Below are 19,995 nucleotides of genomic sequence, written 5' to 3' on the forward strand. Positions count from 1 at the left end.
ACCCTGGTGAACACCGAGCACAGGGAGACAGCGATGAAGTACATGATGTTCGTCTGCACCGACACCGAGCCCGAGACCGACGAGTCGCGGGTGCCGGACATCGAGGTGTGGGTGGAGGAGAACGACACCGCCGGCCGCCGGGTCACCGGGAACGTGCTCGCCCCGCCGTCTGCCGCCACCACGGTTCGGGTCCGCGGCGGCGAGGTGCTGCTCACCGACGGCCCGTTCGCCGAGACCAAGGAGGTGATCGTGGGCTTCGACATCCTCGAGTGCGCCGACCTGGACGAGGCGATCGCGGTGGCGGCGGCCCATCCGATGGCGTACGGCGGACGCGTCGAGCTGCGACCGTACGCGGACCGCTAGATGCCTGAGGTCGCGGCGGCCATCGACGCCGGGTGGGAGTCCTACGCGAGAATCGTAGCCTCGCTGATCAGGGTGACCGGCGACTGGACGCTTGCCGAGGACTGCGCCCAGGAGGCGATGGCGGCCGCGCTGGAACGCTGGCCGCGCGACGGCGTGCCGGGCAATCCGGGCGGCTGGCTGCAGACGGTCGCCCGCAACCGCGCCATCGACGTGCTCCGGCGCGCCGCCGTGGAACGGACGAAGCTGCAGGAGGTTGCCATGCTCTGGGACCGGTCGCGGCCGTCGGCGCCGGAGATCGACGACGACCGGCTGCGGCTGATCTTCACCTGCTGCCATCCGGCGCTGTCGCTGGAGGCGCGGGTCGCGCTGACCCTGCGCACGATCGCCGGCGTGCCGACGGCCGACATCGCCCGCGCGTTCCTGACCACCGAGTCGACGATGACCCGGCGCATCACCCGGGCCAAGTCGAAGATCGCGGCGGCCCGGATCCCCTATCGCGTTCCGGCCGGGCAGGCGCTCACCGAGCGTCTGCCGGGGGTCCTGGCCGTCCTCTACCTGCTGTTCACCAGGGGGTACGACGCGGATGGCGAGCCCGCGTTCGCCGCCGAAGCGATTCGACTGGCCCGCCTGCTGGCCGCCCTGATGCCGGCCGAGCCGGAGGCGTCGTCGCTGCTGGCCCTGTTCCTGTTCCAGCATTCCCGGCGCGACGCCCGCCGGGACGCGGCCGGCGACCTGGTGACGCTGGACCGGCAGGATCGCGCCCGGTGGGACCGCGCCGCGATCGCCGAGGGTATGGAGATCCTGGTGGCGACGCCGGTCGAGGGTCCGTACGGCATCCAGGCGCGCATCGCCGCCTGCCACGCGGTCGCCGGTTCCGACTGGCCGTCGATAGCCGGCTGGTACGACCAGTTGGTCCGACTCCAGCCGTCGCCGATCGTGGCCTTGAACCGTGCCGTGGCACACGGCTACGCCTACGGATCCGCCGAGGGGCTGTCGCTGCTGGCGGCGGCCCGAGCCGACGGCGCCCTGGACGACTACCCGGCGGCGATCGCGGTGGAGGCTGACCTCGTGGCCCGCGCCGGCGACCGGCCGCGGGCGGCCGAGCTGTTCCGCTCGGCCGCGGCCGCGGCCGTCTCCGAGGTGGAGCGTCGGGCCCTGCTGACCCGCGCCGCCGAGATGGGCGGGTGACCGGTCAGTAGCTGGCCGCGGCGTTGATCCCGAGGGCGCTGACCACGCTGGTGATCACGTACGCGATCGCCACCGCGGAGCCGACGAGCACGCCGCCGGCGATCAGCAGCTGCACCGTGGACTTGCTGAGGCCGAAGATGCTGTCGGCGACCACCTTTCCGAGGCTCGGGTGGTCCCAGGTGATCGGCGGGTAGGTGCGGCTGCGCGCGGGCTCCGCGACGACGGGCCGTTGCCCGTACGAGCGGTTGTCGACGGGCTGGGTGCGGACCTGGCTCTGCTTCTCCTGCAACAACATGACGGGCCCCCTTTGGCTCCAACATGTCCTGACATCTCTTATGATGCGCCGCCAGAAAAACCCAGGTAATAGTCGAAATATCTATTTATTTTGGGTCGTTCGGGGACGTCTATGCGGCTGCCAGGTGACGGGACGCGTCCAGGGCGCGCGTCGACCATCGGACGGCATCCATGTACTGGCCGGCCAGATCAAAACTGCCGAATTCGCCGTTCTCGTACGCGTCGACCGCCCGCAGCACCCGCCCGAGCCGCCCGCTGCCCTCGGTCAGCGCCGCCACCAGCGCCGGCGCGAGCGGGAACTGCTCGGCCATGCCCTCGGGCGTGACATTGAGCAGCTGACCGACGCCGCTGATCACGCCGGCCATGAACGCGGCGTCCTGCGGCGCGCCGAACCAGGTGGCGATGTTCTCGCAGAGCCGGGCCCGGGTGAGCACGACGAGCATCTGCTCCTCGGTGCCCTCGGCCAGGTCGTCGAGCATCATCAGCAGCGCCCACTGCCGGATGCTCGGCAGGCCGACCATGACCACGGCCTGGCGCACCGAGGAAACCCGGTTGGAGTGCCCGGCCGCGACCGAGTTGCTGGCCCGCAGCACCCGCAGGGACAGCGGCGGGTCGCTGGCGATGATGCTGACGATCTTCTGCAGGTCGGGTTCGGCGGAGCCGAGCGCGGAGACCAGCTCGAGGCGGCGCAGCCGGCTCGGGGAGAGGCTGGCGACGGTGAGCACCTGGGGGTGGCTGAGCGCGTAGCCCTGGCGCAGCTCCATGCCGTACCGGTCGGCGATGGCGAGCTGCTCGGAGGTCTCCAGGCGCTCGGCCACGATCTGGATGTTCGGGTACTTCCGGCACGCGGCGACGACCTCGTCGAGCCGCGACAGGTCCCCGTCCAGCAGGTCCAGCTTGACGAACGAGGCGAGCTCGAACAGCACCTCGTGGCCCGAGCCCCAGACGAAGTCGTCGAGCGCGATCCGGTAGCCGGCCTCGCAGAGCGCCCTGATCCCGGCGATCACCTGCTCGTCGATCTCCACCGTCTCCAGCACCTCGAGCACGACCTGCTCGGGTCCGAAGGGCAGGGCGATGTCCCCGACCAGGAACTCGCGGGTGAGGTTGATGAAGCAGAGCCGGCCGGAGGCCACCTCGTGGATGCCGAACTCGGTGAACGCGTTGATCATGACGGTGCTGGTCGCGTACGTGTCCTGGCGTCCCGCCGACACCGCGTTCCAGTTCCCGCGGAACAGCAACTCGTAGGCGACCACGTCGCCGTTCACGTCGAAGATGGGCTGACGCCCGACGTGCACGAGCTGAGTGCCGTCCGCGGCCGCCGTATCTGTCACAACGCTAGGTATCGGCTCGGGTCCCAACAAGTTGACGAAAACCGGTGATCAGATCTGAGCCAGCCAGAGCCGGGCTCGGGTGACCAGCAGCACCTGCCTGCCGCGCGCGGCGACGGCGACCGGCGGCTCCGGTGAGTCGATCTTGCGGCCGTCGAGGAACAAACCCCCGCCGACCACCACCGTCCGGCCGTCGGCGACCGCCATCGACCGTACGCCGGCGGGGTCCCCGCCGAAGGCCTGCCCGGTCGTCCACCGGCCCGCGTGCCACCGCCAGAGCCCGAAGCGGGTGCCTCGCGCTCCCGCCGCGACCACGTCGTCGCCGTCCCGGACTGCTCGCTGGAGCTCGTTGTACCCGCCCTCGGCCGGCGGATCGTCCCTGGTCCAGGCCCTGCCGTCGGTGGTCGTCCAGACCGCGGCCCGCTGATCGGCGCTGCCCCGCCGGGCCTCGCCGCCGACGATCGCCCACCGCCCGTCCGGCAGCGCGACCGCGTCCCGCGCCACCGTGGCCCCGGCCAGCCCGGGCGCGTTCTCGAAAAGGGTGAAGACCCGGGCGCCCGGTGGGGCGAGCCAGGCCGCCGCCCCGCTGCTGCGGTTGCCGGCGATCGCGAACCCGGCCGGCCCGGCCGCCAGCCGGCCCACGTCGACCGCGGTGTCCCCGCCGTAGGTCTCGAACGGCGCCGGGTTCTCCACCATCCGCCCGCCGTCCAGCCGCCACGAGCTGACCCGCGGGTTGCCGTGCGCGCCGCCGGGCACCGCGCCGATCATCGCGACCCGGTCGCCGGAGCAGGCCACGTCGGTGATCACCTCGCGCGGCCCGTAGTAGCTGCCGGGCAGCGCCGCGAACGGCACAGACTGCCAGACCGCGCCGTCCGTGCTGGTCCAGGCGGCCGGGCCGCCGGTGGCCGGCGCGCCGGCCACCCACCAGCGGCCGCCGCAGTCGGCGACCGCGCGCAGTTCGCCCACGCCCGGCGGGCCGACCTCGCGCCAGGCCGGCGACGGGTCCGGCTTGCTGCAAGCGCTGCTCGAAAGCACCGCCAGCGCGACGGCGAACGTGCAAGAAAGCGATGCCTTCATGAAACTGCTGAGCAATCTCCTGAAAAGGTAGGACGAGACCTTGTGGACTACGTCACAGCAATCTTATGGTCACTCCACCTCCGGGCGTCCGTCCCGCTTGGAGCAACGCTCCCCACAAAGAAAGAACCGTCGATGAAGAGAGCCGCCATAACCGCCGCCGTGGCCGCGGGCGTCGCCCTTGCGGTCGGCGCAACCGGCACCGCGTCCGCCAAAGCGCCGGCGTCGAACCTGCCGGCCGGCACCCGGGCCGCGCTCGATCCGGCGCTCGTCGCCGGTCGCGGCGCCACCGTCGGGTTCACCGAGCAGGAGGCCGAGTCCGCACCGACCAGCGGCACGGTGATCGGCCCCGGCCGCAGCGCCTACACCCTGCCCGCCGAGGCCTCCGGGCGCTCGGCCGTCCAGCTCGCGCCCGGCCAGTGGGTCGAGTTCACGCTGCCCAAGGCCACCAACGCGATCACCGTGCGGTACAGCATCCCGGACGCGCCGACCGGCGGCGGAAGGACCGCGCCGCTCGCCGTCAAGGTCGGCAAGGACGCCCGGACCATGACGCTGACCTCGCAGTACTCCTGGCTCTACAACCAATATCCGTTCAGCAACGACCCGAACGCGGGCCTGCTGCACCCGGACTGGTGGATCACCGAGTGCGGCTGCGTGCCGAGCGCGACCACCCCGGCCCCGGTGATCACCACGCCGTTCCGCCCCAACCACTTCTACGACGAGCAGCGGCTGCTGCTCGGCAAGACGTACCGGGCGGGCGAGAAGGTCCGGCTGACAGCGTCCTCGGCCGCCACCGTGATCGACCTGCTGGACACCGAGCTGGTCGGCGCTCCGAAGATCGACCTGGTGGCGGCGAACGTGCTGTTGTTCGGTGCCGACCCGGCCGGTCGTAAGGACTCGGCCAACGCGTTCGATGCCGCGATCGCGTTCGCCCGGAAGGCCAAGCTCAAGGTGTACGTGCCGCCGGGCACGTACCAGGTCAACCGGCACATCGTCGTCGACGACGTGACGATCGAGGGCGCCGGCAGCTGGTACACGATCATCAAAGGCACTCAGCAGACGTTGTCGACGCCCGCACCGGACGGCTCGGTCCATACCGGGGTCGGCTTTTACGGGAACAACTCGCGAAATGTCCATCTGAGCGGCTTCGCGATCGAGGGTGACGTCCGCGAGCGGATCGACACCGACCAGGTCAACGGCATCGGCGGCGCGATGAGCGACTCGACCATCGACGGCCTCTACATCCACCACACCAAGGTGGGCATGTGGTTCGACGGGCCGATGTCCCACCTCACGATCACCAACAACGTGATCGTCGACCAGATCGCCGACGGCGTGAACTTCCACACCGGCGTCACCGACTCGCTCGTCAAGAACAACTTCATCCGCAACACCGGCGACGACGCGCTGGCGATGTGGTCGGAGAAGACCGCGGACGCGCGGAACACCTTCGACCACAACACGGTTCAGACGCCGGTGCTGGCCAACGGCATCGCGATCTACGGCGGGACGGACAACACCGTCTCCAACAACCTGGTCGCCGACCCGATCCGCGAGGGCAGCGCCCTGCACGCCGGCTCCCGGTTCGGCGCCGAGGCGTTCACCGGGCACCTGTGGTTCACCGGCAACACCACGGTCCGGTCCGGCACGTACGAGCTGAACTGGAACATCGGCCTCGGCGCGATCTGGCTGTACGCGCTGGAGAAGAACATCGACGCGGACATCGAGGTCGTCGGGGACAACTTCCTCGACAACACGTACAACGCGATCATGGAGGTCGCGGACTGGCCGGTGAAGGGCCTGTATTCGATCACCAACGTCCACGTCAAGGACGTCAAGATCGATGGCGCCGGTACGAGCGTGCTCAGCGCCCGCGTCGGCGGCAATGCGACCTTCGAGAACGTCGACGCCCGCAACGTCGGCGCGGTCGGCGTCAACAACTGCGGCCGATTCAACTTCCCCGCTGCCGGCAGTGAGTTCTCGGTGACCGACCTGGGTGGCAACGACGGCGGCTGGCTCGCGCCGTGGATGCTCCCCAACACGATCACCTGCGACGACCGTCCGCCGGTCGTCGCGCCTCCCGCCCCCAGCTCCTGGTAGATCATCCTCCCGGGTGGCCCCACTCGTTGATTCGAGTGGGGCCGCTTCCTGTTGGTAACGTTGGCGACCGATCGCCGGAGTGGACCGCCGTAGTGGAGGAAGTTCGTGAGCCAAACGTTGCTGGTGACCGGTGGTGCCGGGTTTGTCGGTGCCCACCTCATCAAGGCGCTGCTCCACGACTACCCGTCCGCGGCGATCGTCTCGGTCGACAACTACTTCACCGGCGTCCGGGAAAATCACACCAACGACCCCCGCGTGACGTACCTCGACGGCTCGACCGCCGACATCGCCAAGATCTGGGCCGAGCGCGGACTAGCCAGCCCCGAGATCGTCTTTCACCTCGGCGAGTACTCGCGGATCGTGCAGTCCTTCGACGACCACGACCTGACCTGGGAGTTCAACCTCCTCGGTACGAAGGAAGTGGTCAAGTTCGCGTCCGCCAACGGGTCGAAACTGATCTACGCCGGCTCGAGCTCCAAGTTCGGCAACGACGGGCAGGACGAGAACCTCAACCCGTACGCCTGGACCAAGGCCAAGAACATCGAGTACATCGCGAACTACGCGAACTGGTACGGGCTGGATTACGCGATCACGTACTTCTACAACGTGTACGGCCCCGGCCAGATCTCCTCCGGTCGCTACGCCACGGTGATCGGCATCTTCGAGGACCACTACCTGCGCGGCGAGCCGCTGCCGGTGATCTCGCCCGGCACTCAGACCCGCGACTTCACCCACGTCGACGACATCGTCCGCGGCATCGTGCTGGTCGCGCAGAAGGGCACCGGCGACGGCTACCTGCTCGGCGCCGGCCAGGAGTGGCCGGTGATCGAGGTCGCCAAGCTCTTCCGGACCGAGTACGTGATGAAGCCCGCCCTGCGCGGCGAGCGGGCCCGCGGCCAGGCCGACACCACGAAGGTCGGCGAGCTGGGCTGGAGCCCGTCCCACCGCCTCGACGAGTACATCGCCTCGTTCATCGCCACCCACCGCCCCGGAGAGCTGCGTCCCTGACGGCTGCCCCGCAGGTCTTAGCCGGGGCTTAACGGTCGGACAGCGTGCTCATAGGTGACCCTCGGCGATCGTTCTGGACAACGGAACGAGCTGGGAGGTTGGCTGTGAACAGGAAGCGTCTCGTGGGTGTGGCCGTGGCGGGGAGTTTGGCCGCGCTGGGCGTTGCGGGTACGGCATTGGCCTCGGGGAGTGACGACGCTCGGCCCAAGCCGACCGTGTCCGCCTCGACGCGGGCGGAGCTGTCGGTCAGCAGGGACGAGGCCGCGGCGATCGCGGTGCGGGCGGCCGGGGGCGGGACGGTCGAGTCGGTGGAGCGGGAGGCCGAGCACGGGCGGGTCGTCTGGGATGTGGACGTGCTGGCGGCCGGCGTCGAGCACGACATCGACGTGGACGCCGCGTCCGGGACGGTGCTGCGGCATCGGATCGGCGACGACGACCGTGGTCGCCGGGCCGAGCCTGGCGATGATCGCGGGCGGGGCGTGGAGGCCGGGGACGATCACGGCGGCGATCGCGGCCGTGGCGCGGAAGCCGGGGACGATCGCGGGCAAGGCGTGGAGACCGGCGACGATCACGGCGGCGACCGCGGGCGCGGCGCGGAGGCCGGGGACGATCACGGCGGCCATGGGCACGGGGCCGACGACTAAGTAGACGGAGACGGGGCAGCCCGGATACCGGCCCGCCGTTATCGTCGGGCGTTGTGGAACGGGCTGTCGCGGTACTTCTGTTCGTGCCCTTCATTCTCGGGACCGTGCTGGTCTTCGCCGTGGTGATTCGGCGGCTGCTGGGGGTGCGGGTCGGACGGGTTCGTACCCTCCTGGCTGCCCTGCTGGCGCTCTTCACCACCGCGCCCGTGCTCGCCGCCCTGGCGCCGCCCGATCCGCGGACGGTGAGCGGCGGCGAAGCGTTTCTGCTCGGCACCGCGGCCGTGGTGATCTCCGCGCTGCTGGCGATGGCCGTCCTGGTGATCCTCGAGGTTCTGCTGCCGACCGGCTCGCTGCCGGGACCGGTGGAGCTGTGGCGGGGCGCGCGGCGACGAGTGGCCCGCGCCCGGCGGTACTCGACGATCGTGCGGATCGCGCTGCGGCACGGGCTCGGGCGTTTCCTGCGCGGGCGGCCCGGCGACGGGCCCAAGTCGGCGGTGGCCCGGCGGCGGCTGGCTCGGTCCCTGCGGGAGTCGCTGGACGAGGCGGGCGTGACGTTCGTGAAGCTCGGGCAGGTGCTCTCCACGCGGGCCGAGCTGCTGCCGGCCGAGTTCGTCGAGGAGCTCACCGCGCTGCAGGACCGGGCGGCGCCGGTGCCCTGGGAGAGCGTGGCCGCGGTGCTCCGGGCCGAGCTGGGCCGGCCGATCGACGAGGCTTTCGCCAAGGTCGACCCGGAGCCGCTGGCCGCGGCCTCGGTCGCGCAGGTGCACTCGGCCCGGCTGGCCGACGGCACGCCGGTGGTGGTCAAGATCCAGCGGCCGGGCATCGCCGCCGTCGTCGAGCGGGACCTGGACATCCTGCAGCGGCTGGCCGGCACGCTCGAGGACCGGACGTCCTGGGGCCGCTCGTTCGGGGCGCGACGGCTCGCGCTGGCCTTCGCCGAGGCGTTGCGCGAGGAGCTCGATTTCACCGTCGAGCGGGACAACCTGCAGACCGTGGCGGCCGCGCTGGCGACCTCGCCGGACCGCGGGGTGCGGGTGCCGACGCCGTACGTCGAGCTCAGCTCCGAGCGGGTGCTGGTGATGGAGCGGCTCGCCGGAACGCCGCTCGGGTCGGCCGAGTCGACGCTGGCCGGGCTGGGCACCGAGCGGCGGGCAGCGATCGCCGCGAACCTGCTGGACAGCATGCTCGACCAGGTCCTCGTACACGGGAACTTCCACGCCGATCTGCACCCGGGCAACCTGCTCGTGGACGACGACGGCTCGCTGGGCATGCTCGACCTCGGCTCGGTCGGCCGGCTCGACGCGGGCACCCGGGCCTCGATCGGCCAACTCCTCGGCGCGGTCGGCCGGGGCGACTCGGTGGCGGCCAGCGACGCGTTGTTGCAGCTGGTCGACCGGCCGGAGAACGTGGACGAGCGGGAGCTGCAGCGGGCGGTGGGTGTCCTCATCGTCCGGTACGCGACGCCGGGCAGCACGGTCGGCGTCGCGGCGGTCGGCGCACTGCTGCGGACCTTCACCTCGTACGGGCTGGGCGTCCCGGCGCCGGTGGCGGCGGTGTTCCGGGCTTTCGCGACGCTCGAGGGCACGCTGGCGCTGCTGCGGCCCGGCTTCGACCTGCTCGGACAGGCCCGGGCGGCCGGCTCCCGGCGGATCACCGAGGCGTTCGCGCCGGACCGGCTGCGCGGCACGGTCGAGGAGGAGCTGGCCGCGCTGTTGCCGACGCTGCGGGCCCTGCCGCGGCGGATCGACCGGATCGGCGACGCGGTCGAGCACGGCCGGCTGCGCCTCAACGTGCGGCTGTTCGCCGACGACCGGGATCGGCTGCTGGTGATCGGCCTGCTGCACCAGGCGCTCCTGACGATCATCGGCGCGACCTGCGGCGTGATGGCCGCGTTGCTGCTCGGCTCGGGCAACGGTCCGCGGCTCAGCACCGGGGTCGCGCTGTTCCCGTTGCTCGGCTACGGCCTGCTGATCGTCGCCGTCGTGCTCGTGCTGCGAGTGCTGGTCGTCATTTTCCGCCGGGATTGACGCCGGTTACGCCGGCGAGCTCGAGCCGGACGACGGCGCCACCGGACGTGGAGATCTCGAAGGCGACGGCCACCTGTCGCGCGATGTCGAGTCCCAGCCCGGTCGAGCCGCCGGACGACGCTCCCCGGGTGGCCGCGGACGACGGAAATCCCGGGCCGGCGTCGGCGACCACCAGGACCGCCCCGCCGCCGGGCCGGGCCGACAGCGAGACCGACAGCGCCGTGCCGTCCGGGGTGTGGGCGAAGACGTTTCCCAGCAACGCATCCAGCGCGGCGGCCAGGTCGTCGGCCGCCACCGCCACGGGCAGCGGGGCGGACGGCAGGTCCTGGGTCATGACCCGGCCGGTGTCCTCGGCGAGCACGGCCCAGAAGGCGGCCCGGTCGGCCACCACGGCGACCGCATCCGACACGGCCGGCGGTGACACGCCGTCGAGTCGCCGGGCCTGCCGGATCGCCGCGGTGACCGCCCGTGCGACACCATCGGCGGCGGCCGAGACGCGTGCGGCCTCGTCGGGGTCTCGTAGCGACTCCGCTTCCAGCCGCAGGGCGGTGAGCGGGGTGCGGAGGCGGTGCGACAGGTCGGCGACCCGCTCCCGCTCGGCCGCCAGCAGATCCTGAATGCGGCCGGCCAGATGATTCAGCGCCCCCGCGACCTCGCGCACCTCCCGCGGCCCGGTCGGCGCGGCCCGAGCGGTCAGGTCGGCCGACGCCAGCCGATGGGAGACCTCGGACAGCGAGGTGATCGGTGCGATCAGGGCGCGAGCCAGCCGATCGGCGACCAGCAGTCCGATCAGCACCAGGGCAAGCCCCAGCCCGAGCAGGGTCAGCCAGGCCCGGTGCACGCCGCTGGTCAGCGACGCGTCGGTGACCACCGTGCGCACGACCGTGGTGCCGGAGGCGCCGACGACCGGGACCACCAGCTCCTGCGCGTCGCCGGTGTCGACCGTCAACGCCTGGCCCCGCAACGCGGCCAGCCGGACCGCCGGGGTGGGGGTGGCGGGCGTGCCAAGCACGCGGCCGTCGGGGAGAAAGACCGAGACGGGTACGGGCTGGACCGCGACCGCCAACCGCAGGGCGTCGGGATCGCCGGCCAGCGGGACGATCGTCCGCACCACGTCGTCGGCGCGGCTCAGCGCCCGGTCGGCGGCCACCTGGCGCACCAGCAGCGCCATCGGGACCAGGAACGCGAGCAGCACGAGCACCGTGGTGGCGGCCACCAGCAGGGTCAGCCGGGCCCTCATGCCGGCGGCTCGCTCAGCTTGACCCCGACACCGCGGACGGTGTGCAGGTAGCGCGGCTCCTGCGCGGTCTCGCCCAGCTTGCGGCGCAGCCAGGAAAGGTGGACGTCGACCGTCTTGTCGGTGCTGCCGTACGGCACCTGCCACACCTCGGTGAGCAGCTCCCGCTTGGTGACCACCTGGCCGGCCCGGACCGCCAGATGGTGCAGCAGGTCGAACTCGCGCGGGGTGAGCTCGACGACGACCTCGTCGAGCGTGACCGTGCGGGCGAGCGGGTCGATGGTGAGGCCGCCGACGGTCAGCACCGGGGACTCGGCGGCGCCCGGGGAACGGCGCAGGACCGCGCGGATCCGGGCGTCGAGCTGGGCGGCCGTGTAGGGCTTCACCACGTAGTCGTCGGCGCCGGCGTCCAGCAGCTGCACCATCGAGGACTCCTCGTCGCGCGCGGTCGCCACGATCACCGGGACCGCGCTCACCGCTCGCAGCATGCGCAGCAGCTCGCGGCCGTCGAGGTCGGGGAGGCCCAGGTCGAGGACGATCAGGTCGGGCCGCTCGGCAAGCGCGGTCTGCAGCCCCTCCATCGCCGCCGGGGCGGCCGCCACGGCATGCCCGCGCTCGCGCAGGGCGCGCAGCACGGTCGCCCGAATCGCCGGGTCGTCCTCGATGAGCAGGAGTCTGGCCACGGCTGCACGCTAGCCCGTGACACCGGCCGAATAGTGGGTCTTTAACCGTCCCTTAGCCATGCCGGGTGCCGGGCTTAGCGTCCGGGGGCGCATAGTCGGCGTGTGCGGTTCTTGGATCGGCTGGGCCGGCAACCCATGGTGATCGTCGCTGGGTGGATCCTGGCGGCGGTGCTGGGCGTGCTGGTGGGGATCGTCGGGATCGGCCTGGTGGGCGCGGGGTTGACCTCCCGGCAGGGCACCCCGACCAGCCAGGAGGACGTCCTGCGAGCGTTGGGGGAGTCGAGTTCCCCCACGCCCGGCGTGTCCGATTCGCCCACGCCCGGCGGGTCGGATTCCCCGACGCCCGGCGTCTCAGAGTTGTCCGCAACGCCGGCGATGGCATCGCAGTCCTTCACGACCCGTGGCGGCATCGTGGTGGCGACCTGCGACGGGATCACGGCGATGTCCCCGGCGCAGGGCTTCCAGGTGCACGAGCAGAGCGGCCGGGAGGGTGAATTCCGCGGCATCCGCGACAACCACGACCGCATCAAGGTCGTGCTGACCTGCCCGAACGGCGCCCCCGACCTGCGCGTCCGGTACGAGGACTAGAGCGTCTTCCAGAACCGCAGCAGCGGCTCGGCGAGGTCCGCCGGCCTTTCGGCCGGGAAGAACAGGCGGGCGCCGGGCACCTCGATCACCTCGCGCGCGCCGGGGAGGGAATCCTTCAGCCGGTACGCCCAGGAGCGCCGGAAGAAGACGTCACCGGTGCCCCACACGAGCTGGGTCGGCACCTCGAGTTTCGCCAGCTTCGGCTCGACCGCCACCAGGTCGCGGGGCCGGATCGCGGCCATCCAGCGCTCCGCCTCGCGGGCCCGGTCGCCGGACAGCGGCGCCAGCCACTGTTTGACCAGCGTGATCGGGAGTGCCTCGACGCGCTGGACCCCCGGCCCGTACAACAGCCGGCGGGCCCGGCGCGGGTCGCGCAGGAAGGCGCGCTGCAGCGGGGCGAGCAGCCGGGCCCGGGCCAGCCAGACGACCGGCGCGAAGATCTTGGGCGGGATGTTGCCGATCGTGTCGCAGTTGGTGAGCGTGAACGAGCGCAGCAACTCCGGATGCCGGGCCGCGAAGATCTGCGCGATCGCGCCGCCGGTGTCGTTGGCGACCAGATCGATGCCGGTGAGCCCGAGCGCCGCGCAGAAGGCGGCCACGAAGTCGGCGGTCTCGCCCAGCTCGTAGGACGAGGCCGCCGGCGTGCGGCCGTGCAGCGGCAGGTCGACCGCGACGCAGCGCCGCTCGTCGCCGATCAGGTCGATGACGCCGCGCCACAGGCTGCTGCCGGTGCCGACGCCGTGGATGAACAGGGCCGCCTCGCCCGGGCCGGAGCCGGTGTCCAGATATCCGGCCGGGCCGCGGCTGGTGGTGGCGATCAGTGGTCGAATCATGTCGTTCGCTCCCCGCGGGGATTGGTACGGTCAGAAACCGACTGTCGGTCTACATGTTCCAGACCGACTGTCGGTCTGTCAATGAGAGGGCACGAGTGAACAGGAACGTGGCGCGCGGCCGCGAGACCCGAGACCAGTTCGTCCGGGTCGCCACCCGGCTCTTCACGACGCACGGGTACGAGGGCACCTCGATCGAGGCGGTCCTCCACGAGACCGGCGCCAGCCGGGGCTCGCTCTACCACCACTTCCCGGGCAAGGAGGCGTTGTTCTTCGCGGTCCTGGAAGACCTGGAGGTACGGGTGATCGCCGAGATGACCGCCGGGGTCGCCGAGTTGACCGACCCGGTCGAGGCGCTGCGCACGGCCTGCCTGGCCTGGATCCGGCTGGCCGGCGACCCCGAGGTGCAGCAGATCGTGCTGATCGACGCGCCCGCGGTGCTCGGCTGGCAACGCTTCCGCGAGCTGGACGAGCAGAGTGTGCTGGGCCAGTTCCGGGCCGCGCTCGAGGCCGCCGCGGCGATGGGCCGGATCGAGGCCCGACACGTGGATATCTTCTCGCATCTGGTGCTGGCGGCGGTCAACGAGGCGGCGATGCTGGTCGCCCGCTCTCCGGACCCGGCCGCGGCGATGCCCGGGGCGCAGGACGCGTTCGAGGAGTTTCTGCGCCGGCTGCTCGCCTGACCACTCACGCGAGAGTCGCGTCCACGGCCTTGCGTTGCAGGTGGTCGCGGGGAGAGGCGGGGACTGCCCGACTCGGCGGGGGCCCGCTGCCTCGTACGTCTGCTTGGTGGTGAAAAGGGTGATGCTGGACGGCTCGGTGGCGGCCGCCCAGCATCACCGAACAAAGCGATCAGATCTTGCCGGTGCCCGCGCCGGCGGTGACGATCGACTTGACGCTGTTGTTGGCGTCGACCGTGTAGGAGTACGGGATGGCGGCCACGGCCGCGCCGTTGTTGGTCTGCGGCGTGCCCGAGTTGACCAGGTAGTTGTTGAGCAGCTTGACGTTGCCCTTGGGCGAGCTGCCGGTCGACGTGACCACCGTGTTGGGCGTGTTCTCGAAGTAGTTGCGCTCGACGTAGACGCCCGCGTTGCAGGTGGTGGCGACGCCGTACGTGCCGCTGTTGTAGTAGTAGTTGTTGTAGACGTGCACCGGGTTGCCGAAACGCACCCGCGGCCCGCGCTGGTCACAGTTGCGGAAGTAGTTGTGGTGGTACGTGACCCGCAGGTGACCGGTGTCCTCGGAGGCGTTGTCGTCCGAGTGGCCGAGCAGGTTGCACTTGATGTGGTCGTGCTCGTAGTTCCAGCTCACGGTGATGTAGTCACCGGCGTGCGTGATGTCGATCAGGCCGTCGTAGTAGTCGGTGCCGTGGCTGGTGTCGCTGGACAGGTCGTTGTGGTCGATCCAGACGTGCGTCGCCTTCTCGACGTGGATCGCGTCGCCGTTGCCGTTGCCGGCCAGCACCTTGGCGATCTTCAGGTTGCGGACGATGACGTTGTTGACGCCCTTGATCTTCAAGCCGCAGCCGGTGAGGCCGGAGCTCGAGCCGACGCCGAGGATCGTCTTGTTGGACGCGACGGTGACGTCGGACGAGCAGGTGAAGTTGCCGCTGACCTTGACGGTCTGCGAGGTGCTCGAGCCGGCCGCGCTGGTCAGCGCGGACAGGCTGGTGACGGTGACCGTGGTGCTGGTCGAGCCGCCGCTGGTGCCGCCGGACTGGGTGGACCAGCCCTCCTGGTTGTAGGTGGCGGCGGAGGCGGCGGGGGCGTACGCGAGCAGGGCGGCCGCGGTGGCAGCGGCGACACCGGCGGCGAAGAGCGGAGTGCGCCAGGAACGGGTGGACATCAGGGGACCTCCGATGTGGTGTGTTCACCCAGACCGGGGGAGCGGCCCGCTGTACGGACGGGAGCTTAGGTAAGCGCTTTCCCGAAGGGTGACGGTATCGACTAACCTCAATGCCGTCAAGAAGTCACGCGCTGCCCCACCTGGAGTGGTTCACCCAGCCAGGCTGACCCAGCCGCCGGTGGCCACCGACCTTTCCAGCGCGTCGAGCGCCTCGGCACTGCGGATCGCGTCGTCGAGGGTGGCGCCGTACGGTCGGCCGTCGGCGATCGAGCGCAGGAACCGGTACGCCTCGATGACCTTCAGATCGTCGTAGCCCATCGCGATGCCGGCGCCCGGCTGGAACGTCCCGTACTCGCCGTCGAGGGGGCCGGCGAAAACGGTCCGCACCGGCTCGTCCTGATAGGAGTCGCCGGTGCTCACCCCCAGTTCGCCCATGCGGCGGAAGTCCCAGAAGAGTGCGCCCGCGGTGCCGTGGATCTCGAAGCCGTAGTTGTTCTGCTCGGCCACGGCGACCCGGCTCGCTTCGAGGCTGACCCGGGCGCCGCTGGTCAGTCGCAGCAGCGCCCCGAGCCAGTCCTGGTTTTCCACCGGGCCGGGCTCGCCACCGCCGCGCTGGTGGCCCTTCGTGGTGGCGGTCGGGCGGGGGCGGCTCGGGATGAAGATGGCGGTGTCGGCCACCACGGCGTCGATCTCGCCCAGGAGATGGCGGATCAGGTCGATGCCGTGCGAGCCCAGGTCGCCCAGGACCCCGTTGCCGCCTCGGTCCCGCTCGAAACGCCAGCTCAGGGCCCCTTCGGGGTGTGCGGCGTAGTCGCTGAGCAGCCGGAACCGGGCATGGGTGACCCGGCCGATCCGGCCGGCGCGGAGGAGTTCCCGGGCCTTCTCGACCGCGGGCGCGTTCCGGTAGTTGAAGCCCACGGCGACCTGGACCTCGCCGCGGATGGCACGGGCGTCGTCGGCGGACAGGCCGACCGGCTTCTCGATCCAGATGTGCTTGCCGGCGGCGGCGAAGGCCGAGCCGACCTCGCGGTGCAGGAAATTCGGGAGCGTGATGCTGACCGCCTGGATGCCGGGGTCGTCGAGCAGGTCGCGCCAGTCCTGGGTGGCACGGTCGAAGCCGTAGCGGGCGGCCGCGTCGACGGCCCGGCCGGGGACATCGTCGGCGACGGCGACGAGGGCGAGGGGTGGCGCTTGCGGGTAGTGGTGCGGCATTCGGGCGTACGCCTGGGTGTGCACCCGGCCCATCCAGCCGAACCCGACAACGCCGATCCCGATCGGCTCGCTCATCGGCACGCCTCCGCTCGCCAGCGGTTGCCGGACCGCCCGCCCGCGGTTGCCGGACCGCCCGCCCGCGGTTGCCGGACCGCCCGCCCGCGGTTGCCGGACCGCCCGCCCGCGGTTGCCGGACCGCCGGCCCGCGGCTACCGTACCGCTACATCGGCGGGCCTGCCCCGATCGCGGCAGCCCGCAGCGCGGCGGCCAGCCGCACCACCGGCTCGGGCGGTGTCTGCGGAAGTCGGGCGAGCAGGAGACGCCGCCCCTCACGCGGTCCACCATGGATCGGCAGAACGCGTACCCCCGGCGGCACCACCCGGGCGAACGACGCCGGCACGGTCGTCACGCCCAACCCCGCGGCGACCAGGTGAAGCTTGGCGAGCCAGTCGCGCGCGGTGTGGGCGATCTCGGGGCGCTCGTCCAGCCCGGGCCACACCCCCATGAGCCGGTCCTCGCCCGAGCGCGGCCCGGCGATCCACCGCTGGCCGCGCAGGTCGCCGACATCCACGAACTCGCCGCGCGCGAGCGGGTGGCCGGCCGGCACGGCGACGCACAGGCTGCGTTCGGTGAGGGTCTGCAGATGCAGGGCGGGGGTCTCGGCGTCCGGCGGCCGATACGGCGGTGACGCCGCCAGCAGCGCGAGGTCGATGGTGCCCGCACGAAGCGCCCGCACCAGCGCCGGTGTGCTGCCCTCACGCGTCGTGACGGTGATCGCGGGATGGGTGCGACGCAGCGCCGCGAGAGCCGGCGGCACCAGCCACGAGCCGGCGCTGGCGAACCAGCCGAGCCGGACCGCACTGTGCTCGTCGGGCAGCCCGGCCAGCTCCCGGGCGGCGGCGTCCACCTCGTCGAGAACGATCGTGGCCCGGCGCAGCACCAGCTGCCCGGCCGAGGTCAGATGCACCCCGTCGTGCCGTCGCTGCAACAGCGGTGTGCCGGCGGCCCGCTCCAGCGAGGCGATCTGCCGGGAGACCGCGGACTGGGTGTACCCGAGCGCGGCCGCCGCGGCGGTGAGCGTGCCCCGCTCGGCCACCTCGCGGAACACCCGGAGCGCGGGCAACGACGCATCGGCGAAGCTCATGACGAATACGCATACCACGCTTGAGCATCTCTCGTTGGCCGCATGACCGGCGCACTGCCTACCGTCGAGCTCATGACCACTCAACTGAAGGTCGCCGTCGTCACCGGCGCCACCCAGGGCCTGGGGTTGGCACTGGTCGAAGGGCTGGCCGCACGACTGACCCCGGCGGACACCGTCTACCTGACCGGCCGCGACCCCGACCGGATCACCGCGGCCGTCGAGGCCATGCCCGGCGGCGGCGCCCGGGTGCGCGGCGAGCTCCTGGACGTCGCCCAGCCCGAGGCGGCCGGCCGCCTCGCCGCACAGCTGCGGGAACGGCACGGCGGCGCCGACATCGTGGTCAACAACGCCGTCATGCGGGTCGGCCCCGACGACGACCCGCGCGCGATCGTCGACGCCTACACCCAGGTGAACAACTTCGGCACCACCCGGGTCCTGCGCGCCTTCGCTCCGCTGCTGCGCACCGACGGCCGGCTGATCGTCGTGGCCAGCTCGTTCGGCACCCTGCGCCACCTCGCTCCGGTACTGCACGACCGCTTCGCCGACCTGTCCTCCCTGGACGAGGTCGACAAACAGGTCGAGGCCTGGCGCGACGCGGTGCGGGACGGCACCGCCCGGAGCGGTCCCTGGCCCGGCTTCGTCAACATCCCCTCAAAGATCGGCCAGGTCGCCGCCGTACGCGCGCTGGCCGCCCAACGCCACGACGAGGACACCCGCCGCGGCATCCTGCTGACCGCCGTCTGCCCCGGCATGATCAACACTCCGAGCTCAGCGATGTGGTGGGACGTGAGCTCGGCACCCACTCCGGCGCAGGCCGCGGTCCCGCTGCTCGAACTGGCCCTCGGCCCAGTCAATCCGGATCACTACGGCCAGCTGGTCCGCCACGGACACGTCCTCCCGTGGGTGTGAGCGGCCTAACCTGATGTCAGGAGCTGCTTCGCATCGATCGCTGGCTAACGGCTGCCCGTGTCAGAAGAGTCGCCCCCGGTACGGGTGGGGGCGGCCCCACTTCTCCTCCCACCGCAGCAGGTCGGCCTGCCACTCCGGGAGGTCAGGGCGGTACTCCCGGACAGCGGGCCGTTCCGGCTGGGCGACCAGGAAGCGCCAGTAATCTTCGATCGCCACCCGGGCGATGTCAGCCGGGAATTCGCCCTCCGCGCCCGGCACCCACAGGTTGGTGATCTGCAGCGCCGCCGGCGTGAACGACACCTCGTAGTTCTCGCTGCTCCATTCCTCGAACGGCGGGTCGCCGCGGGCCACGTCGTCGGCCATCGCCAGCGCGTCCAGGGTGACGAGGAAGAACGTGCCGAGGTCGGTGGTCAGCCACTCACCCAGCAGGTCGTATCGCTGCTCCTCGACCTGATAGACGGGACGGCGGAACGTGGGATCGATCCGCAAGCTGACAACACTCACCGCGAGCCTTCCGGTGCGCTAGGGAACGGGCCAGCCGTGCGTGAAGCCGCCGGACTGGTTGTAGAAACCTTCGATTGTGACGCCATTGTAGGTACCGATCCATCTGTTCCCGGACACCCGCGTCGAGTTCTTGAATGCTCCAGACACCGCGTTGTCGACCTGTGCCGGTGTCCAGTCATCGGGAAAGAACGTGCTGACGCCGCCGTTACCGGCCTTGGGCTTCCAAGCGCCGGCCGGTGGGTTCAGGGTCGGGTCGAAGAACTCGGGCTCCGCCTTGTACACGCCGTTCGGGTAAGTGACCTTCGTGCCGGGCACGAGCCGGCGGTCGGGGAAGTCCTCGCCGCCGGGGCGGTAGTGGTAACCGGAGCCCTTGGGCAGGCCCGGCTTCACGTGGCCACCGCCGATGGTGTGGGTAGTGAAGTACGGATTCATCCGATCCGGGCGGGCCCGCTTGCGCGTCTTGCGGAGGAACCGGAGGGCGGCGCGCATGAGTTTGCCGGAGCCCCTAGCCATCCCGGGTCACCCGTCCAGCAGCTGGAAGATGGCGTCCTGCACGAGGTTCCCGACGATCGTACGGGTCAGCTGCTGGAAGATCGGAATCTCGGCCAGGCTCGCGCCGAACGTGGGCGCCGCGGTCGCCACCGCTTGCGCGATCTCGACCGCCAGGATGGCGAGCTGGGCGATGACCGCCACCTTGAGGGCGAGCACTATCCCGCCGCAGATCATCAGGCCGGTGCCGGTCAGCGTGGCCGCGTTCGCGCCGTCCAGGAGTGTCTTGGCCGGGCTGTCCTCCCTGCCCCACCAGTGCTGGAAGGCGGCGACGGCCTCACCCTCGTGCCCGGTCCACACCTCGGTGGCGCTCGACGTCGCGTCCGACACGATCGCCTCGAGCCGGCCGGAGAACGCCGTCCACGCCCGGCCCATCTCGACCAGTACGGTCTCGTCGGCCTCCGGCCAGTTGTAACCAAGGATGCCCAGCAGCGACCGGAGCTCCCCCGGAATCTCCATGCCCACGCG

The 19,995-nt window shown here is 71.3% G+C and carries 21 protein-coding genes; 9 read left to right on the forward strand and 12 right to left on the reverse strand.

Annotated elements, in window-relative coordinates:
• Positions 1–33: 33 nt before the first annotated feature.
• Together ODJ79_RS05160 and ODJ79_RS05165 are read left to right on the forward strand one after the other, a co-directional pair.
• Positions 34–363: a YciI family protein gene (locus ODJ79_RS05160; protein ID WP_411267262.1), complete on the forward strand. Its 330-nt coding sequence runs from the start codon at positions 34–36 to the stop codon at positions 361–363.
• Positions 364–1,551, forward strand: coding sequence for an RNA polymerase sigma factor (locus ODJ79_RS05165; RefSeq protein WP_263022156.1), 1,188 nt, complete (start codon positions 364–366; stop codon positions 1,549–1,551). It begins immediately after the preceding gene.
• 4 nt (positions 1,552–1,555) lie between these two features.
• Here the strand turns inward: ODJ79_RS05165 and ODJ79_RS05170 are convergent, their stop codons facing one another.
• The 3 genes from ODJ79_RS05170 to ODJ79_RS05180 form a co-directional block, all read right to left on the reverse strand.
• Positions 1,556–1,846 (reverse strand): hypothetical protein, encoded by a 291-nt coding sequence (locus ODJ79_RS05170; protein ID WP_263022157.1) that lies wholly within the window; start codon positions 1,844–1,846, stop codon positions 1,556–1,558.
• Between the two features lie 109 nt (positions 1,847–1,955).
• Positions 1,956–3,176, reverse strand: coding sequence for an EAL and HDOD domain-containing protein (locus ODJ79_RS05175; RefSeq protein WP_263022158.1), 1,221 nt, complete (start codon positions 3,174–3,176; stop codon positions 1,956–1,958).
• A gap of 48 nt (positions 3,177–3,224) precedes the next feature.
• Complete coding sequence (locus ODJ79_RS05180) at positions 3,225–4,250, reverse strand: hypothetical protein (RefSeq protein ID WP_263022159.1); 1,026 nt, start codon at positions 4,248–4,250, stop codon at positions 3,225–3,227.
• Between the two features lie 132 nt (positions 4,251–4,382).
• On the opposite strand from ODJ79_RS05180, the gene ODJ79_RS05185 reads away from it, so the two are divergent.
• The 4 genes from ODJ79_RS05185 to ODJ79_RS05200 all read left to right on the forward strand — a co-directional run bounded on the left by ODJ79_RS05185 (position 4,383) and on the right by ODJ79_RS05200 (position 10,026).
• Entirely contained in the window at positions 4,383–6,347 is a 1,965-nt protein-coding gene (locus ODJ79_RS05185; RefSeq protein WP_263022160.1) for a glycosyl hydrolase family 28-related protein, read from the forward strand.
• Between the two features lie 105 nt (positions 6,348–6,452).
• Positions 6,453–7,355 (forward strand): NAD-dependent epimerase/dehydratase family protein, encoded by a 903-nt coding sequence (locus ODJ79_RS05190; RefSeq protein ID WP_263022161.1) that lies wholly within the window; start codon positions 6,453–6,455, stop codon positions 7,353–7,355.
• Positions 7,356–7,489: 134 nt separating this feature from the next.
• The gene (locus ODJ79_RS05195) at positions 7,490–7,999 is read left to right on the forward strand and encodes a PepSY domain-containing protein (protein ID WP_263022162.1); all 510 of its coding nucleotides are present in this window, start codon (positions 7,490–7,492) and stop codon (positions 7,997–7,999) included.
• 53 nt (positions 8,000–8,052) lie between these two features.
• Positions 8,053–10,026 (forward strand): ABC1 kinase family protein, encoded by a 1,974-nt coding sequence (locus ODJ79_RS05200; protein ID WP_263022163.1) that lies wholly within the window; start codon positions 8,053–8,055, stop codon positions 10,024–10,026.
• On the opposite strand, the gene ODJ79_RS05205 is transcribed toward ODJ79_RS05200, so the two are convergent.
• Both ODJ79_RS05205 and ODJ79_RS05210 read right to left on the reverse strand, forming a co-directional pair.
• Positions 10,007–11,266 (reverse strand): sensor histidine kinase, encoded by a 1,260-nt coding sequence (locus tag ODJ79_RS05205; protein WP_263022164.1) that lies wholly within the window; start codon positions 11,264–11,266, stop codon positions 10,007–10,009. The genes ODJ79_RS05200 and ODJ79_RS05205 overlap by 20 nt on opposite strands.
• Complete coding sequence (locus ODJ79_RS05210) at positions 11,263–11,946, reverse strand: response regulator transcription factor (protein WP_263022165.1); 684 nt, start codon at positions 11,944–11,946, stop codon at positions 11,263–11,265. The genes ODJ79_RS05205 and ODJ79_RS05210 overlap by 4 nt, the downstream gene beginning before the upstream one ends.
• A gap of 102 nt (positions 11,947–12,048) precedes the next feature.
• Here ODJ79_RS05210 and ODJ79_RS05215 point away from each other — a divergent pair, with 102 nt between their 5' ends.
• Positions 12,049–12,534 (forward strand): hypothetical protein, encoded by a 486-nt coding sequence (locus ODJ79_RS05215; protein WP_263022166.1) that lies wholly within the window; start codon positions 12,049–12,051, stop codon positions 12,532–12,534.
• On the opposite strand, the gene ODJ79_RS05220 is transcribed toward ODJ79_RS05215, so the two are convergent.
• Positions 12,531–13,367 (reverse strand): alpha/beta fold hydrolase, encoded by an 837-nt coding sequence (locus ODJ79_RS05220; protein ID WP_263022167.1) that lies wholly within the window; start codon positions 13,365–13,367, stop codon positions 12,531–12,533. The genes ODJ79_RS05215 and ODJ79_RS05220 overlap by 4 nt on opposite strands.
• A 95-nt stretch (positions 13,368–13,462) precedes the next feature.
• Between ODJ79_RS05220 and ODJ79_RS05225 the strand changes: the two genes are divergently transcribed.
• On the forward strand, positions 13,463–14,047 hold the full coding sequence (locus tag ODJ79_RS05225; protein WP_263022168.1) for a TetR/AcrR family transcriptional regulator: 585 nt from the start codon (positions 13,463–13,465) through the stop codon (positions 14,045–14,047).
• Between the two features lie 169 nt (positions 14,048–14,216).
• Here ODJ79_RS05225 and ODJ79_RS05230 read toward each other — a convergent pair whose 3' ends face one another.
• The 3 genes from ODJ79_RS05230 to ODJ79_RS05240 form a co-directional block, all read right to left on the reverse strand.
• Complete coding sequence (locus ODJ79_RS05230) at positions 14,217–15,209, reverse strand: polysaccharide lyase family 1 protein (RefSeq protein WP_263022169.1); 993 nt, start codon at positions 15,207–15,209, stop codon at positions 14,217–14,219.
• A 150-nt stretch (positions 15,210–15,359) separates the two neighbouring features.
• Positions 15,360–16,496 carry a Gfo/Idh/MocA family protein gene (locus ODJ79_RS05235; RefSeq protein ID WP_263022170.1) on the reverse strand — a complete coding sequence of 379 codons (1,137 nt, stop codon included), beginning with the start codon at positions 16,494–16,496 and terminating at the stop codon, positions 15,360–15,362.
• A gap of 145 nt (positions 16,497–16,641) precedes the next feature.
• Complete coding sequence (locus tag ODJ79_RS05240; RefSeq protein WP_263022171.1) at positions 16,642–17,565, reverse strand: LysR substrate-binding domain-containing protein; 924 nt, start codon at positions 17,563–17,565, stop codon at positions 16,642–16,644.
• A gap of 72 nt (positions 17,566–17,637) precedes the next feature.
• Here ODJ79_RS05240 and ODJ79_RS05245 point away from each other — a divergent pair, with 72 nt between their 5' ends.
• Positions 17,638–18,474: an SDR family NAD(P)-dependent oxidoreductase gene (locus tag ODJ79_RS05245; RefSeq protein ID WP_263022172.1), complete on the forward strand. Its 837-nt coding sequence runs from the start codon at positions 17,638–17,640 to the stop codon at positions 18,472–18,474.
• Positions 18,475–18,534: 60 nt separating this feature from the next.
• Here ODJ79_RS05245 and ODJ79_RS05250 read toward each other — a convergent pair whose 3' ends face one another.
• From ODJ79_RS05250 to ODJ79_RS05260, 3 genes are read right to left on the reverse strand one after another with little or no spacing between them, the layout of a single operon-like run.
• Positions 18,535–18,963, reverse strand: a complete 429-nt coding sequence (locus ODJ79_RS05250; protein ID WP_263022173.1) for a hypothetical protein — start codon at positions 18,961–18,963, stop codon at positions 18,535–18,537.
• A gap of 33 nt (positions 18,964–18,996) precedes the next feature.
• Entirely contained in the window at positions 18,997–19,467 is a 471-nt protein-coding gene (locus tag ODJ79_RS05255; RefSeq protein WP_263022174.1) for an EndoU domain-containing protein, read from the reverse strand.
• 30 nt (positions 19,468–19,497) lie between these two features.
• The gene (locus tag ODJ79_RS05260; RefSeq protein WP_263022175.1) at positions 19,498–19,992 is read right to left on the reverse strand and encodes a hypothetical protein; all 495 of its coding nucleotides are present in this window, start codon (positions 19,990–19,992) and stop codon (positions 19,498–19,500) included.
• Positions 19,993–19,995: the final 3 nt, after the last annotated feature.

Source organism: Actinoplanes sp. KI2, assembly GCF_025630775.1.
Taxonomy (GTDB): Bacteria; Actinomycetota; Actinomycetes; order Mycobacteriales; family Micromonosporaceae; genus Actinoplanes.

Excerpts from the sequence above, each read along its gene's own strand:
- ODJ79_RS05160 (WP_411267262.1), top strand. The coding sequence starts at position 34 with ATGAAGTACATGATGTTCGTCTGCACCGACACCGAGCCCGAGACCGAC.
- ODJ79_RS05165 (WP_263022156.1), top strand. The coding sequence starts at position 364 with ATGCCTGAGGTCGCGGCGGCCATCGACGCCGGGTGGGAGTCCTACGCG.
- ODJ79_RS05170 (WP_263022157.1), bottom strand. The coding sequence starts at position 1,846 with ATGTTGTTGCAGGAGAAGCAGAGCCAGGTCCGCACCCAGCCCGTCGAC.
- ODJ79_RS05180 (WP_263022159.1), bottom strand. The coding sequence starts at position 4,250 with ATGAAGGCATCGCTTTCTTGCACGTTCGCCGTCGCGCTGGCGGTGCTT.
- ODJ79_RS05185 (WP_263022160.1), top strand. The coding sequence starts at position 4,383 with ATGAAGAGAGCCGCCATAACCGCCGCCGTGGCCGCGGGCGTCGCCCTT.
- ODJ79_RS05205 (WP_263022164.1), bottom strand. The coding sequence starts at position 11,266 with ATGAGGGCCCGGCTGACCCTGCTGGTGGCCGCCACCACGGTGCTCGTG.
- ODJ79_RS05220 (WP_263022167.1), bottom strand. The coding sequence starts at position 13,367 with ATGATTCGACCACTGATCGCCACCACCAGCCGCGGCCCGGCCGGATAT.
- ODJ79_RS05230 (WP_263022169.1), bottom strand. The coding sequence starts at position 15,209 with ATGTCCACCCGTTCCTGGCGCACTCCGCTCTTCGCCGCCGGTGTCGCC.
- ODJ79_RS05235 (WP_263022170.1), bottom strand. The coding sequence starts at position 16,496 with ATGAGCGAGCCGATCGGGATCGGCGTTGTCGGGTTCGGCTGGATGGGC.
- ODJ79_RS05240 (WP_263022171.1), bottom strand. The coding sequence starts at position 17,565 with ATGAGCTTCGCCGATGCGTCGTTGCCCGCGCTCCGGGTGTTCCGCGAG.
- ODJ79_RS05245 (WP_263022172.1), top strand. The coding sequence starts at position 17,638 with ATGACCACTCAACTGAAGGTCGCCGTCGTCACCGGCGCCACCCAGGGC.
- ODJ79_RS05255 (WP_263022174.1), bottom strand. The coding sequence starts at position 19,467 with ATGCGCGCCGCCCTCCGGTTCCTCCGCAAGACGCGCAAGCGGGCCCGC.